Source organism: Kineosporia rhizophila (assembly GCF_021277265.1).
In the GTDB taxonomy this organism is placed as follows: Bacteria; Actinomycetota; Actinomycetes; order Actinomycetales; family Kineosporiaceae; genus Kineosporia; species Kineosporia rhizophila.
Genome location: NZ_JAJSOH010000016.1, coordinates 20,817 through 34,726 on the forward strand (window position 1 = coordinate 20,817; position 13,910 = coordinate 34,726).

At 71.0% G+C, this 13,910-nt stretch carries 12 protein-coding genes; 7 read left to right on the top strand and 5 right to left on the bottom strand.

The window, feature by feature from the left end:
• Positions 1 to 78: 78 nt before the first annotated feature.
• Positions 79 to 1,128 (bottom strand): hypothetical protein, encoded by a 1,050-nt coding sequence (locus LWF15_RS21610; protein ID WP_232812703.1) that lies wholly within the window; start codon positions 1,126 to 1,128, stop codon positions 79 to 81.
• The gene (locus tag LWF15_RS21615; RefSeq protein ID WP_232812704.1) at positions 1,125 to 1,721 is read right to left on the bottom strand and encodes an RNA polymerase sigma factor; all 597 of its coding nucleotides are present in this window, start codon (positions 1,719 to 1,721) and stop codon (positions 1,125 to 1,127) included. Before LWF15_RS21615 ends, LWF15_RS21610 begins: the two co-directional genes overlap by 4 nt.
• A gap of 127 nt (positions 1,722 to 1,848) precedes the next feature.
• On the opposite strand from LWF15_RS21615, the gene LWF15_RS21620 reads away from it, so the two are divergent.
• From LWF15_RS21620 to LWF15_RS37730, 3 genes are all read left to right on the top strand, one after another.
• Positions 1,849 to 2,352, top strand: coding sequence for a cupin domain-containing protein (locus LWF15_RS21620; protein ID WP_232812705.1), 504 nt, complete (start codon positions 1,849 to 1,851; stop codon positions 2,350 to 2,352).
• 108 nt (positions 2,353 to 2,460) lie between these two features.
• The gene (locus LWF15_RS21625; RefSeq protein ID WP_232812706.1) at positions 2,461 to 3,684 is read left to right on the top strand and encodes a sugar ABC transporter substrate-binding protein; all 1,224 of its coding nucleotides are present in this window, start codon (positions 2,461 to 2,463) and stop codon (positions 3,682 to 3,684) included.
• Entirely contained in the window at positions 3,681 to 6,317 is a 2,637-nt protein-coding gene (locus LWF15_RS37730) for a putative bifunctional diguanylate cyclase/phosphodiesterase (protein ID WP_232812707.1), read from the top strand. Before LWF15_RS21625 ends, LWF15_RS37730 begins: the two co-directional genes overlap by 4 nt.
• 2 nt (positions 6,318 to 6,319) lie before the next feature.
• Here the strand turns inward: LWF15_RS37730 and LWF15_RS37735 are convergent, their stop codons facing one another.
• Positions 6,320 to 7,072, bottom strand: coding sequence for an SDR family oxidoreductase (locus tag LWF15_RS37735; protein ID WP_232812708.1), 753 nt, complete (start codon positions 7,070 to 7,072; stop codon positions 6,320 to 6,322).
• A 147-nt stretch (positions 7,073 to 7,219) separates the two neighbouring features.
• Here LWF15_RS37735 and LWF15_RS37740 point away from each other — a divergent pair, with 147 nt between their 5' ends.
• Complete coding sequence (locus tag LWF15_RS37740) at positions 7,220 to 9,145, top strand: ABC transporter ATP-binding protein (protein WP_232812709.1); 1,926 nt, start codon at positions 7,220 to 7,222, stop codon at positions 9,143 to 9,145.
• 194 nt (positions 9,146 to 9,339) lie between these two features.
• Entirely contained in the window at positions 9,340 to 10,386 is a 1,047-nt protein-coding gene (locus tag LWF15_RS21645) for an ABC transporter permease (protein ID WP_232812710.1), read from the top strand.
• An 18-nt stretch (positions 10,387 to 10,404) separates the two neighbouring features.
• On the opposite strand, the gene LWF15_RS21650 is transcribed toward LWF15_RS21645, so the two are convergent.
• A complete protein-coding gene (locus LWF15_RS21650; RefSeq protein WP_232812711.1) occupies positions 10,405 to 11,301 on the bottom strand; it encodes a hypothetical protein in 897 nt (298 codons plus the stop codon).
• Positions 11,302 to 11,366: 65 nt separating this feature from the next.
• Complete coding sequence (locus LWF15_RS21655) at positions 11,367 to 12,272, bottom strand: helix-turn-helix transcriptional regulator (RefSeq protein ID WP_232812712.1); 906 nt, start codon at positions 12,270 to 12,272, stop codon at positions 11,367 to 11,369.
• 96 nt (positions 12,273 to 12,368) lie between these two features.
• Here LWF15_RS21655 and LWF15_RS21660 point away from each other — a divergent pair, with 96 nt between their 5' ends.
• Entirely contained in the window at positions 12,369 to 12,929 is a 561-nt protein-coding gene (locus LWF15_RS21660; RefSeq protein WP_232812713.1) for a quercetin 2,3-dioxygenase, read from the top strand.
• Between the two features lie 50 nt (positions 12,930 to 12,979).
• Complete coding sequence (locus LWF15_RS21665; RefSeq protein ID WP_232812714.1) at positions 12,980 to 13,900, top strand: alpha/beta hydrolase; 921 nt, start codon at positions 12,980 to 12,982, stop codon at positions 13,898 to 13,900.
• The last annotated feature ends 10 nt before the right edge of the window (positions 13,901 to 13,910 follow it).

Consider the following 13,910-nt stretch of genomic DNA (forward strand, 5'->3'; position numbering starts at 1 on the left):
TGAGCCAGTTGCCCTGCGCAGGCCCCGGAACCGACGATCGTGACCGGATCCGCCGACCCGGCCACGATCGTCCTCGGATCAGTCCCGGTCGCTACACCCGAGCGCCGTGGTGGACTCCGAGACCCCTTCCCGGGCCGCGACGCTGTTGGCCGCCTGGGTCACCTGGAGGGCGATGTCCGGTGCCTGGTCGTCGATCTCCTGCAGCAGTGCCCACTCCCGGTTGCCGTCGAGTGCCCGGTCGACGCCGGCCATGGTCTTCTCGTCGTCCTGGGCCCGGGCCTGCTCGTAGCGGTCCAGCCAGGCGCAGCTCACCGTGACCAGGACGTTGCTGCCGAACTGGTGGCGGTCCTGGGTGAGGCCGGACATGAGCGATGCGAGGTCGAACCCGGGGGGAAGGGTGATGTCGGCGAGCATTTCCCGGGCCGTGGCCGCGGAACGGTCGGCGTTCACGAAGCGTTCGCCCAGGGTTGCCTCCCACTGGTCAGGGGGCAACACCTGAAGTTGGCTCAGCACCGAGAGGAAGTCCTTGCGTTCCCGGATGCCGTGAACCTTCACGGTGACGAGCATGTCGCCGGCCGGGATGAACGCCTCCTGGTTGAGCGCGTCCTCCAGCACGGTCGCCTCCTGCCCGAACACGGTCAGCGGCGGCGCCGGACGCATCTCGCTCGTGCGTGCGGCCAGCACCTGGTCCCGGACCCTGATCGGCACCCACGAGATAGTGGTCGTCCGATCGCCCTGGACGAAAGTCTGGCTGCCGTCGGTCACCGCACCCTGGTAGAGCGAGGTCGGTTGCCACTGGGGGTCTTTCAGGAAGAGATGAGGATTGCCGTCGACCTCGAGCCTCTCCTGCGGCAGAGGGGCGGCCGGGGCGGCCGGGTCCTGCTTCTGGAAGAGCAGGATCGGCACGGCGGCCGCCACGGCCACGACGGCGGCCGCGGCCACCAGCCACCGGGTGCGGTGAGTCGGGTTACGGCGCAGCGGTATCGGCGTGACGTCGGTCTCGAGGGTTTCCTCGGCGGGGCTGGACATGATCTCCTCAAGGAGTCGTTGCCCGGCGTCGTGGAACCGCGAGGGTGACGACACGGGCCGGGCCCGGCGCATCAGGTCCTCGACCTGGCGATCGTTCATGCCTTGGGGTCCCTTCTGGACGCGAGCGTTCGGTGGACACCCGTTACGTGTCCGGGGCCGGCCCGATCGTTCTTCTCCGCAGCGACATTCACCGCAGACAGGTCGGTCCGGCCGCGCATCCGGGCCCGGGCCCGGAACAGTCGCGAGCGCACCACCCGGGCCGGAAGATCCAGCAGCGCACCGATCTCGCGCGGGGTGAGCTGGTCCCACACGGTCAGCTCCAGCACCTCGCGATCGGTGTCGTCGAGCGCGGCCAGCGCGCTGTCCACCGCCATCACCTCGACCAGGTCGGCGGCCGGGTCGCCGGGCTCGTCGCGCAGCTCCAGCCGCAGCCGGGCGCCGAGCTGCACCCGGCGCTGCTCGCCCCGGGTGTGGTTGGCCAGGACCAGCCGAGCCACCCCGAAGAGCCAGAGCCGGGCCTGCGGGCCCGGCGGCAGCTCCTCACGCCGGCGCCAGGCCACCAGGAACGTCTCGGCGACCAGGTCGGCGGCGTCGTCCGGCCCCCCGACCCGGCGCTGCGCGTAGTTCAGGATCGCCGGGAAGTTGGCCGTGTACAGGCGCCGGAACGCGTCGTCGGCTGCAGGGTCCCTCACGCCGTACTCATGTCCGGCCCGGGCCCGAACGTTCGCGACGGGTCCGCCGGGAGCACCAAACTCTGAGATAAGTGGCGAGGCCTACCGTGCGGCGGGACGACCTGACCCACCGAACCGGAGTCCTGCAATGAGTCTGACACTGCCCCATCACCGTCCGTCCGGTCTGCACGTTCCCGCCGGGGAGGGCGAGACCAGGACGTTCTCCGGCGACGTCTACACGGTCAAGCTCGAGGCCGGCACCACCAACGGCTCGATCGGCCTGATCGAGGCCTCCGTGCCGCCCGGTGGCGGTCCGCCGCCGCACGTGCACGAGCAGTCCGACGAAATCTTCTACCTGCTCAGCGGAGAACTGGAGTTCCTCGACAACGACCGTACTTTTGTGGCCCGGGCCGGCGACCTGGTGTTCGTGCCGCGCGGCGGGGTGCACCGCTTCACCAACATCGGCGTGAAGGCCGCCAACATGCTGTTCCTGTACACGCCGGGCGGGCCGGAAGGACTGTTCCTGGAGGCCGGGGACGAACCGCAGCCGGGCGTCAGTGCGCAGCCGTGGGGGCCGGAGCGGTTCGACGAGCACATGACCGAGTTGTCCGCGAAGTACCGCAGCCCGGTGGTGCCGCCCTCCGGGTCCTGACCCCGGTCCTGAGCAGTTCATGGCTCAACCCTGCCCTGATCGAGCCGATGCACTCATCAGCGAGGGACGGGCGGGGAGATGAGATCGCGGCGGACGCTGTTCCGGAGGGTGAGCACCGGCGTCCTTCTGTCATGCCTGCTGCTCACCGGCGCAGCCGCGTGCGAGAAGGACGACACGGTCACGTCCGGGGCCACGGCCGACTCCCGGACGTACTCGCTGTGGGATCCGTACACCCAGTTCACCAGCAGCTCCGAGTGGCCCCGCCTGGTGCAGCGGTGCGGGAAAGAGTCCGGGGTGAAGATCCGCCGCACCGGGTTCGAGACCACCCAGCTCACCGACAAGGCGCTCCTGGCGGCCCAGCAGGGCCACCCGCCGGACGTGCTGGTGGTGGACAACCCGGACGTCTCCAGCCTGGCCGAGGCCGGTGCCCTGGTCGACGCCGACGAGTTCGGGATGTCCACCACCGGCATGTCGGCCAACCTGCTCAGGGCCGGCCGGTACCAGGGCAAGATGTACGGGATCCCGGTCGGGGCCAACACCCTGGCCCTCTACTACAACAAGGCGATCCTGGAGGAGGCCGGCGTCGATCCGGCGTCGGTGCGCGACTGGGAGAGCCTGAACACGGCCCTGAAGAAGGTCGCCCGGACCGGGCGGATGGGGATCACCTTCTCCGCGACCAGCACCGAGGAGGGGACCTTCCAGTTCCTGCCCTGGTTCTGGGGAGCGGGCGCCGAACTGGGCCGGCTGGACTCCCCCGCGGCGGTGCGGGCGCTGTCGCTGTGGTCCTCCTGGCTGACCAAGGGCTACGCCCCGGTCGCGGTGATCAACAACTCGCAGTCCACCGCCTGGGAGGACTTCCTGACCGGGGACTACGCCTTCGTCGAGAACGGCACCTGGCAGCTGGAGAACGCGCGCGCCTCCGGCCTGAGCTGGGGCGTGATCGTGCTGCCGGGCGAGCGGGGCGGCATCGCCCCCTCGCCGATCGGCGGTGAGTTCATCACCGCCCCCCGCCAGGGGGACCCCGGCCGCTACGAGGTCAGCCGCTCGATCATCTCCTGCCTGACTCAGGGGAAGAACGCCCTGGCCGCCGACACCGCGCTCACCTACATCGCGGCCCACCCCGAGGTGCAGGACCAGCAGGTCGCCGCGCGTCCCTGGCTCGAGCCCTGGGTGAAGGCGGTGCGCTCGGCGCAGGGCCGCACCCAGGAGGACCTGATCGGTTCCCGGTACCGGGAAGTGTCGGCGGCTCTGTGGACAGCGGTGCAGGCCGTGCTGACCGAGGGCCGCGGCCCCGTGCCGGCGCTGGCCGCGGCCCAGGCGCGGCTCCAGTGACGACCACCGGTCCCGGGAACGGGACCTCCGGCCCGCCGCTGTGGCTGTACCTGGCGGCGCTGCTGTGCGTCTCGGCCCTGTGTGTGGCGCCCTTCGCCGCCCTCACCGTGTCCTCGGCCACCGATCGGGCCGCCACCGCCCGCCGGATGCAGGAGGCGGTGCGCTCGGTGGTGGCCCTGGAGGCGACCAACGACGCCCTGAACTCCGAGTTGATGCCCTCGGTCCTGCTCGGCCTGTTCCGCACCGGAGTTCTCCGGCCTGACTCCAGCCCGCGCTCCGCGGCGACCTTCGCCTCGCTGAGCCGGATCGCGACGAGCATGAAGCGGCAGGTCCGGGACGCCACGAACGACACCCTGGAACCGCTGCGGGCCAGCCAGCCCGACCTGGTCGAGCACACCGCCGCCACCCTGAGGGGGCTGCGGGCCCGGGTCGACGCCAGTTCGATGACCGCGACCGACCTGCAGGAGGTCTACCGCGCCTACGGTGCCCTGGCCGAGCGGCTCAACGACGCGCAGAGCCGGGCCGCCGCCACCGCCGTGGAACGCGGCGTCGACCTGGCCAGTATCCGCACGGTGCAGAACATCACCGACATCGCGGCGGCCAACCTGGCCGCCAGCCGGGAACTTCCGGCCTACCTGATGAGCGCGGTCGACCCCGAACACCTGATCGACCTGCCCAAGCTCGGGCCGACCTGGTCGCAGATGTCCCGGGCGCTGGGCACCCTGACCGAGCCGGAACTGGCCCGGGCCTGGCGCACGCTGACCGAGACCGGCACCCTGGAGACGCTCGACGTCGCGCTCACCCGGCTGCCGAGCACCGCCAGCACCAACCGGGGTGACATCAACCGGCTGCTGGCGCTGGAGGCCACCCGGGCCGGGGCCCTGTCCAGCCTGCTGTACGAGGCGCTCCTGGTCGCCGACCGCTCGGCGGTGGCCTACCAGGACCGCACGAACGAACAGATGTACCGCGCCCTGGTGGTGGTCGCCCTGTTGGTCCTGACCGCCCTGGCCGCCGTGATGTGGGTGAGCCGGGCCATCGCCCGGCCCCTGGGGCGCCTGTCCGCGCAGGCCCGCGACATCAGCCGCGGGCACCTGGTCGAAGTGGGCGTGGGCGGCCCCCGGGAGGTGCAGGCGGCCTCCCAGGCCCTGCAGTCGATGGTGCACAACCTGCGCCGGATCGAGGGCCAGTCGGCCGCGGTCGCCTCCGGGGACCTGGTCAACCCGCTGCTGCAGGAACCCCTGCCCGGCCCCCTCGGTGAGGTGGTGCACTCGTCGGTGGCGCGCATCGTCACCGCGGTGCGCGAGCGGGAGGAGCTGCAGGCCGAACTCACCCACGCGGCCACCCACGACGCCCTGACCGGCCTGGCCAACCGGCCCCGGCTGCTCGAGGCCACCCGGGCCGCGCTGGCCCGGCGCCCGGTGGGCGGCACCGCGAACGGCACCGGACCAGCCCTGCTGTTCGTCGACCTGGACGGGTTCAAGGCGGTGAACGACACCCACGGCCACGCCGCCGGCGACCAGCTGCTGACCGCGGTGGCCCAGCGCCTGGACAGCTGCGCCCGGGCCGAGGACCTGACCGCCCGGCTCGGTGGGGACGAGTTCGTCGTGCTGATCGAGAAGGTCACCGACGCCCCGGACGCGGTGGCGATCGCGGAGCGGCTGATCGAGGAGGTGAGCCGGCCGGTCACCCTGGTGCAGAACGAGCGGCAGATCCAGGTCCGGGTCGGCGCCAGCGTGGGGGTCGCGCTGGCGGTGGACCCGCTGATCTCGGCCGAGACCCTGTTCTCCGAGGCCGACGCCGCCGTCTACGAGGCGAAGGCCCGGGGACGCGGCTGCTGCCAGCTCTTCGACGAGGTGCTGCAGGTACGCCTGCGCCGGCGCCAGGAGCTGCAGGCGGCGCTGAACCAGGCCGTCACCTCGGGGCAGTTCGAGCTGGACTACGTGCCGGTGGTGGACCTGGCCTCGATGGCGCTGCGGGGGTGGGACGCCCGGGTGTGGTGGGCCCGGCCCGGTCACGACAAGCTGTCGGCGGCCCAGTTCCGGCCGGTGGCCGAGGAGACCCGCAGGCAGGGCGACATCGACCGCTGGGCCCTGTCCGAGGCGGTGCGCCAGATGCAGGTGTGGGACCAGGCCGGTGAGAGTCCCAGCCACATCATCGCGGTCTCCGTCTCGCTGGCCCGGCTGCTGGAACCGGGCCTGGCGCAGAGCATCATCGAGACCCTCGAAGCCGGCGGCCTCTCCCCCCGGCGCCTGGTGCTGCACGTTCCCGAAGCGGTGCTGACCAGTACCTCGGCCCTGCACGACACCCTCGGTGCGCTGCGCCGCACCGGCGTGCTGATCGTGGTCGACGAGTTCGGCCGCGACCAGGTGCCGGTCGGTCTGCTGGACGGGGCGCCGATCGACGGGCTGCGGCTGTACGAGGACCTGGTCCGCTCACCCCACCGGGCCGCCCTGCTGCAGGCCGTGCTGGACGTCGCCCGTGCCGCCGGTCTGGCGGTCTCCGCGCAGAACGTGAACGACGAGCACACCCTGCGGCGCCTTCAGGAGGCCGGCTGCGACCTGGTCCAGGGAGCCCTGATGGGCCCCCTGAGGAACCCGTCGGCGACGAACCCGCCGCAGTCCCTGGTCCGGTAGCTTCACAACTTCACCGCCGCGTTGCCGCCGTCGGCGAAGAGCGCCGATCCGGCCACGAAGCTCGACATCGGGCCGGCCAGGAACAGGGCGGCCTGGGCGATCTCCTCCGGCCGGGCGAGACGCTTCACGGCGTGCAGGCCGGCCGCCCAGTCCTGCTGGTCCTGGTCTCCGGCCAGGTCGGTGACGGTTCCTCCGGGCAGCAGCGCGTTCGCCCGGACGCCCAGCGCCGCGTAGTCCGCGGTGATGCCCTTGACCAGACCCATGAGTCCTGCCTTGGCGGCGCCGTAGGCCGCCATACCGGGCAGGCCGACGCTGGTCCCGACGAAGCTGGACGTGAAAACCACCGATCCGCCGCCACGTTCGAGCATGGCGGGGATCTGGCTGCGGGCCCCCAGGTAGGCCGACGTCAGATTGGTCTGCACAATCGCGTGCCATTGCTCGACGGGGAGCTCGGCCAGCGGCATGAGGGTGCCCGTGGTGCCGGCATTGTTGACGGCGACGTCGAGGCCGCCGAAGTCTTTCTGGGCGGTCTTCACTGCTGCATCATGGGTTTCCGGGTGACCGACGTCTCCGGCGACGAACGATGCGCGGCCGCCGTCGCGCCGGATCTCGTCGGCGAGCTCGGCGAGCCGGTCCTCGCGGCGAGCCACCAGCACGACGGCGGCGCCGTGGGCGGCGAACAGCTTCGCGGTCGCTCTGCCGATACCGGCCGATGCACCGGCTACGACAGCGACCTTGTGCGCGAGGGTGTGCACGATCTGACTCCTGGTGGTTGTGGGCTGTTGTGCTGCCCACCGTAGGAAGAGCGGTGCGCCAGCGGCACTCCGCTTGCGGCCAGGGAATCCGGACCTGCCACTGCATCCACCGTCGCCTACCCCGAGGTAGAGGCCGAGAGTGGGCCGGTGGAGACGGAGCCGGAACCCCGCCTGTTCGACCAGGCCAGCCAAAACATTGTGGGGCCAGTGCTTCCCGAGCTGAGAGACGCCTGGTGGGAGACCGGGACCCGGCGCCGGGCGGAGACCGCCGTGAGCGGGATCCTGGCCGAGTTGCCGCACCTGGCCAAGTACGCGGTGGTGACCAGCTGGAGGGCCGACCGGCCCCGGACGCTCGTGGTCGCCCTGGCCACCCTCGCCGCCGGGACGCTGTCCACCTTCGGGCTGCTGTCCACCCAGCGCGTGCTGGTGGAACTGTTCGGAGCCGGACCGACTTCCGGCCGGGTGCTGGCCGCCCTGCCGGCCATCGCCGTCCTTGCCGGTGTGGCCCTGTTGCGGGGAACCCTGGCCATCAGCATCGGCTACGCCGAGAGCGGACTGGCTCCTCGCGTGAAACATGCTGCCGAGCGGCGTTTCTTCGAGACCACCACCGGGGTGCGCCTGGAGGCGTTCGACGCCGACACCTTCGCCGACGACATGGAGCGGGCCAAGCTGGTCGGTAACTCCATGTCCGAACTGGTGGACGCGACCGCCAGCGCCCTGGCCGGACTGGTCAATCTCGTGGCCGTCGCGGTTGCCCTGCTCGTCATCAATCCGGTGCTGCTGCTGGCGCTGCTGGTCGCCTCCGTCCCCCGGGGCTACGCCGCACTGAGGTCCGGTCACCTCCGGTATGCCAGCTACGTGGCCGGTTCGGTTCGCCGGCGGCGCATGTACACGCTGGAGCGACAGATGGCCGACCGTCAGTCCGCCCCCGAACTGCGCTCGTACGGCCTGCGCGACTTCCTGCTGAACCAGCACGACATGGTCATGCGCGCCCAGGCCGCCGTGGAACTTCGCCTGGCCCGGCAGGTGGCCACCACCACCGCCCTCGGTTCCGCCGTCAGCGGCGTGGGCCTGGCCCTGGTCTGGGTCCTTCTGGGGTGGCTGCTGGCCGGCGGCCGACTTCCCCTGTCGGCCGCCGTGACCTGCGTCGTGGCCGTGCAGGCGGCGCAGCTGGCCCTGTCGAACCTGACTTTTCAGCTCGACCACATGTACACCAGTGGTCAGTACGTGCGGGAGTACCTGACATTTCTGGAGCGCGCCGATGAGCACCTGCTTCCCCCTTCCGAGAAGGCCGTTCCGGGCCCGCTGGGAACGCTTGAGCTGAAAAGCGTGCATCTGCAGTACCCCGGCCGCTCCGCTCCGGCGGTGAAGGAGGTTTCCTTCACCATCACGGCCGGGCAGACGATCGCCCTGGTCGGGGAGAACGGCTCGGGCAAGTCCACACTGGCCGCCATGATCGCCGGGCTGCGCGAGCCCTCGAACGGTGAGCTGCTGTGGAACGGGCAGAGTTACCGTGCCTGGGACCGCGACGTGCTGGCCGCCCGGGTCTGCGTCGTGCTGCAGGAACACCACAAGTGGCCCTATTCGGCCGCGGCCAACATCGCGATGGGTGCGATCACCACGGTGCCCGAGCAGGCGCAGATCGAGCGAGCAGCGCAGCGGGCTCTGGCCCACGAGATGATTCTCGACCTGCCGCACGGTTATCTGACCCTGCTCGACCGCACCTTCAAGGACGGGCAGGACCTCTCGGGCGGTCAGTGGCAGCGCATCACCGCCGCGCGCGGCTTCTACCGTGATGCCGACCTGCTCATCATGGACGAGCCCTCCTCCGCCCTCGACCCCCGCGCCGAAGACGCCCTCTTCCAGGACCTTCGGGCCCGGCAGGGCGAACGCACCACGATCCTGATCACCCACCGCCTGGCCAACGTCGTGCACGCGGACGTCATCCACGTCATGCACGAAGGGGCCGTGGTGGAGACCGGCACCCACGCTGAACTCCTGCGCCGGAAGGGGCGTTACGCCGAACTGTTCACCCTTCAGGCGGCTGGTTACACAGGCCCGGGCCGGGTGTAGGCCAGGGCCCGGAAATACACCCGATCAGGTCGGGATCGGCCGCGAGGGGTCCGGCGGCCTCAAGTACGGGCCGGACGTTCTCGATACACCGGTGAGCAGCCGGAGGCCGACTCGACCTTCGCAGGCCGCGCACGTTCCGACGCGGGTCGCGGCCTCGCAGACGTCAGGCAGCCCGCGAGAGGCGAACAGAAACCGTGAGCACCCTTTCTCAGGACGAACCCCACACCGACCTGCCTCTGCCCGCCGAGGCCGAGAAGCAGCGCGAGAAGCACTTCTGGGAGCGGGCGGTCGTGGTGGCCCTGCTGGGGCTGGGCGTCCTGGTCGCGCTCGGCTCGGCCCTGCTCAGCATCTCGCACGCGCCCACGCCGCACGAGGTGCCGCTGGCCTACGTCGGTCCCGCGGAGACCGCGGCCGCACTCTCCCAGCAGGCCGGTCAGGCCCTGGACATCCGCACGTACGACAGCCGCGACGCCGCGGTCACCGGTATCGGGCGCATGGAGGTGTACGGGGCGCTCGTCGTCGGCCCGGACGGGGTCGAACTGCTCAAGTCCACCGCCTCGGCGCCACAGGTCGCCAGTACCCTGACCACCCTGGTGTCCCAGCAGTCGACGGCCGGCACCCCGACGATCACCGAGATCACGCCCCTGCCCGCGGGCGACTCGGGCGGCGGGAGCCTGGCGGTCATGATCCAGGTCACCGTCCTGGTCGGCACGATCGGCTCGGTGGGCCTGGGCCGACTGGTGCCGCGCTACCGGGCCAACTGGACCCGCGGCGAACTGCCGGTGCTCTTCCTGGCGCTCTACGCGCTGTGCGTCGGCGCCTCGATGGCCGGGCTGTCGCACGCCTTCGGGGCCGGGGACCACGTGCACTACTGGAAGCTGGCCCTGAGCCTGGCCCTGGTCAACCTGGCCGTGACCGCGTCGGTCAGCGGGCTGGTCTGCCTGATCGGCAGCGCCGGCGCGGCCGTGGGCGGGATCCTGTACTTCCTTCTGGGGCTGCCGATCAGCGGCGCAGCGACCGCCCTGCCGCTGCTGCCGGCCTTCTGGCGCGATTTCGGGCAGGCCCTGCCTCCCGGTGCGGCCGCCACCCTGCTACGCCGGGTCCTCTACTTCCCGGATGCGCCCATCGGTGGGCCGTTGCTCGTGCTCGGCCTCTACGCGGGCATCGGCGTGCTGGTGGTCGGCGTGGTGAACCTCCTCGCGGGAGCCCACCACCGCAACAGCCTGGCCGATCTGCCCTGAGCGGGCGGCCCTGACCGGTCAGCAGTCACCGGCGCACAGTCCGAGCAGTGCCTCGGCCGTTTCTCCCGCACGCACCGGAAAGGAGATCGCGGACCCACCTGTGATGACGGTGATCACCTCGATGTGACGGTACTTTTCGTGAGGCTGGAGATGCACGTCGGTGATGCGGTGACGAGGCAGGAACGTGCAGGCCACGGAGTGCGCATCGGCCTTGCCCCGACCTGTGCGGTCCCGGCGGTGCAGCAGGGCGATCTCCCGCTCGTCGGCGAGAACGATCAATGCGTGCAGCACCGAGGGCCGCAGGCGATGAACGATCCTTCTCGCCCAGCCACCGACGGGCACGGTCCGCTGCTGCTGGGCGGCGGTGACCAGCCGCATCTGCGGTGCACTGCGCAGCACCTTCTGGCAGGCCCCCACCAGGTTCAGGTCCCGGCCGCCGAGATCGACCGGCGCGAGAGAACCGGCCCTGCCGGGCGGATGGGCCGCAGCCGGCAGGTACATCCGGCGCAGGAGCCGCACCAGTCTCTGCATCGGGAGCGGGTCGGTGGCGTTGTAGCCGATGGTCGTCGAGCCGCCGTAGGTGTGGATCTCGAGCTGCCCGTCGAGCAGGTTGACGCTGTCGGACAGGGCGGTGATCTGCTGGGACGGGATACGGACCCGGGTGTAGGTGTCGCCGCCGAGAGCTTCCTGGCGCTGTAGCACCGTGAGACCGTCGTGCTCCACCGCAAGCAGGAAGTCGTACAGGTTCATGTCCGGAGTGGCGTTGCGGCGCTCGATGTCCCGCGGGACCTTCAGCACCAGGCGGTACTCGGCCGGATCGATCCCGGCCTGCCCGTACAGCCGCGGCAGCTCCTCACAGGTCCGGACCACGTCCGTCCAGGGGCCGAAGGCGTCGTACTCGCCGGAGCGTCGCATCCGGCCATTGTCACCCGGCGCCCAGCCGTCCGGCCAGGTGATGCCATACCGCTGCCCACACCTGGTCAGGGCTTGGTGAGCGATCGGAACTCCGTGGGCGTCATACCGGTGCGCTGACGGAAGAAGGCGCTGAAGGCAGTCGGATACGCGAAACCCACGCGTTCGCCGACGGTGGCCGGCGGCAGGGCGCTGTGAACCAGCAGACGCTTGGCCTCCAGCAGCACCCGGTCGTCGATGTACCGCTTGGCTCCGCAGCCGAGGGCCGCCCGGGTGGCGCGGGTGAGCGTGCGGGAGCTGTAGCCGAGCCGGGCCGCGTAGTCCTCCACGCGGTGGGTCCGGGCGAAGTCCTCCTCGACGGCCTGGCGGAACCGGTGGAACGGCTCGCCGCTGCCCGGACCCGTCCGACGCTGCGGGTCGATCAGGTGCACGAGCCGGATGAGGATCACCGAGAGCAGGTCCCGCAACGTCTCGACGTACGCCTCCAGCCCCAGGCCGGACAGATCGGCGTGCTCCTCCAGCAGGGCGTCCAGGACCCGCAGCAGAGCGGTCTGGCGTACGGCGTCCGGGGTGATCAGGCGGTTCAGGGTGTGCTCGGCGTCCCGGATCAGGTCGTTGGTCGCGGACCGGGGGAAGCCGGCCGGGAAGACCAGCACCGTCGCGTCGCCGGCCCCGGGCCCGTCCGGAAAGTGCAGCACCTGCCCGGGCCACACCCACAGCCAGTCCCCAGCTTCCAGCTCGTACGAGGTGAAGTCGACGGAGCACGCCAGTCGCCCGCTGCGCAGCGCGACGATCAGGTGGAAGGCCGGGCGCACCGGCACGGTCAGCGGCAGTTCGTGCTCGGTGGCCCGGGCTGCGAGCCCGGGCAGATCGAGCACGTCCAGGCCCGGCGGCCGGCCCGCCATCGGGTGGTAGGACGCCGTCGGGACGCCGGTCTCGCGGCGCCCCGCCGCGAGCTGTCCGTTTTTCTTCATGGTGTGCCCGAGTGTACGACGACCGGCCGGCCCGCCCGTCCTACCTTGGGGTGAGCGACCGCGCCGAGCGCTGTTCTCGAACCAGGAAGGCCGACGATGACCATCGAGTTCGCCACCCGCTACCGCGAGCGTTCCCAGATTCCGCCGGAGCCGGGCAGGCCGTACTTCATCGAGAAGGACATGGGCGACCGGGCGCACCTTTTCACCGACATGTTCACGATCTACGCCGGTGGCGAGCAGACCGAGAACACGTTCAACTTCTTCACCTGTGAGGGCCCGAAGGGCGACACCATTCCCGCGCACTCGCACCCGGACACGTACGAGGTCTTCTACATCACCGACGGTGCTGTGCGTCTCTTCGTCGAGGACCGGGAGGGTGAGCAGTACGAGAAGCTGCTCACGGCGGGAGACTTCGGCTTCGTTCCGAAGAACTGCCCGCACGCCTACCGCATCGAGCGCCACCACAGCCGGATCGTGGGCGTGGCCGCCGGGCCGGGCGGCACGTTCGAGCGGTTCTTCGAGAACCTGGGTGCCCCCACCGACGAACAGGGCCTGCCCCGAACGCCTTACATCCCCGACCGGCAGAAGTTCGTCACCGTGCCCCAGGAGCACGACGTGATCTTCCTGCCGGACCACCACTGGCGCACCGGAAGCTGAGAGCTGGCGTCGCGCAACCCAACACGCACTGACTCACGAAGGACGCCACCGTGACCAACAGCGTCTCCAAGCCTTTTCCCTGGCATCTCCTGGCCCCGCCCGACCCGGCCGAACTGCCCCTTCCACCCCCGGCTCGCCCTGCAGAAGGAGTACGGCTGCTGCGCGGGGCCGTCTACGGGGTACTGGACGCCAGTCGTCCTCTGGTGGTTGACCTTTGGTTGCCTGAAGACGTCGGTGGGCCAGTTCCGCTGGTCGTCTTCGTCCACGGGGGTGGCTGGCGTACGGGCACGCGGGATGCCGTTGGCCCGCGCTTCCAGAACTGGCAGCCGGGCCCTTTCGTCCGGCTGGTTCGGGCCGGGTTCGCCGTGGCCTCCCCCGACTACCGCCTCAGCGGCGAGGCCACCCACCCCGCCCAGGCGGAAGACCTGGCCGCCTGCCTGGCCTGGCTGCACACCCGCGCCGCCGACCTGAACATCGACACGACCAGAACGGTGCTGTGGGGTGAGTCGGCCGGCGGGCACCTCGCCGCCCTCACCGCGCTGACCCAGCACCGCCGGCGCGGAAGTGCCACCGTGACCGGCTGCGTCACCTGGTACGCGCCGACCGATCTGGCCGGGCTCGCCGAAGACCATCCCGGGGGCGCCTTCGACCCCCGCAACCCGAGCACTCGGGAGTCGTTGCTGCTCGGCGGCGCCGTGGCCGACCGGCCCGAGCAGGCGCGGGACGCCAGCCCAGTCACCCACGTCGGCCCGGACGCGCCGCCGTTCCTCATCCTGCACGGCACCGACGACGTCCTGGTGCCCGCCCAGCAGTCCGTGCGTCTGGCCGAGGCGTTGCGGGCCGTCGGACATGATCCCGAACTGCGCCTTCTGCCCGGTGGAAACCATCTGTGGGTCGGTCTTTCCGACGAGGACGTGGAGAACTGCTACGCCCTCACCGCGGACTTCGCCCGCCGGTGCACGAGCGCCTGAACCCGCGCGA

Bases quoted from the DNA above. Each gene is read 5' to 3' on its own strand.
- LWF15_RS21610 (WP_232812703.1), bottom strand. From the start codon at position 1,128: ATGAACGATCGCCAGGTCGAGGACCTGATGCGCCGGGCCCGGCCCGTG.
- LWF15_RS21660 (WP_232812713.1), top strand. From the start codon at position 12,369: ATGACCATCGAGTTCGCCACCCGCTACCGCGAGCGTTCCCAGATTCCG.
- LWF15_RS21620 (WP_232812705.1), top strand. From the start codon at position 1,849: ATGAGTCTGACACTGCCCCATCACCGTCCGTCCGGTCTGCACGTTCCC.
- LWF15_RS21650 (WP_232812711.1), bottom strand. From the start codon at position 11,301: ATGCGACGCTCCGGCGAGTACGACGCCTTCGGCCCCTGGACGGACGTG.
- LWF15_RS21655 (WP_232812712.1), bottom strand. From the start codon at position 12,272: ATGAAGAAAAACGGACAGCTCGCGGCGGGGCGCCGCGAGACCGGCGTC.